This window comes from Anaerosporobacter sp. (assembly GCF_965301125.1).
Genome location: NZ_CBDLAM010000063.1, coordinates 9,795 through 10,621, shown reverse-complemented (window position 1 = coordinate 10,621; position 827 = coordinate 9,795). Strand labels below are relative to the sequence as shown.

Annotated in this window: 1 protein-coding gene; it reads left to right on the top strand. The window is 32.6% G+C overall.

All coding sequences use genetic code 11. The features are described 5' to 3' along the window. On the top strand, positions 1–827 hold an 827-nt coding region (locus ACW2QF_RS08910; protein WP_455715648.1), incomplete at both ends, for a DnaA ATPase domain-containing protein.

Below are 827 nucleotides of genomic sequence, written 5' to 3'. Positions count from 1 at the left end.
TGGGACGAGATTCTAATGTCTGTTAAAATCACACATGATATAACAGATGTTTCATTTCGTACTTGGTTAGCACCTTTAAAAGTATATGACGTAGAAGATGATTTAATTACTATATTAAGCAATCCTGATTTAGGAAAAGACGGAGTTAGTTTTATCAGCAAGAAGTATGGTATACCAATTAAAGTTGCTATTGAAGAAATAACAGGGAAGAGCTATGAAATATCTATCGTTCTACCTGATGAAGCCAAGAAAATATCTAAAGCTGATAATAATAGTAGTAATCAAGGAAACTCCGCACAAAAAAACAAATATCCTTTTCTAAATCCACGTTATACTTTTGACACTTTTGTCGTAGGTACTAATAATAATCTTGCTCATGCTGCATCGTTAGCAGTAGCAGAATCCCCTGCTGAAGTATACAATCCTCTATTTATATATGGAGGTGTTGGATTAGGAAAGACCCATTTGATGCATTCCATCGCTCACTTTATATTAGAACACAATCCTTTAAGTAAGGTTTTATATGTAACTAGTGAAACATTTACGAACGAACTAATTGACGCTATTCGTAATAGAAGTGAAAATTCATCAACTGCAGAATTTCGTGAAAAATATCGTAATATAGATGTATTACTTATTGACGATATTCAATTTATTATAGGTAAAGAAAGTACTCAGGAAGAGTTTTTCCATACTTTTAATACACTTCATGAGTCAAAGAAACAAATTATTATATCTTCAGATAAGCCACCAAAAGATATAGAAACTCTAGAAGAACGCCTTCGCTCTCGTTTTGAATGGGGCCTTACAGTTGATATTCAATCACC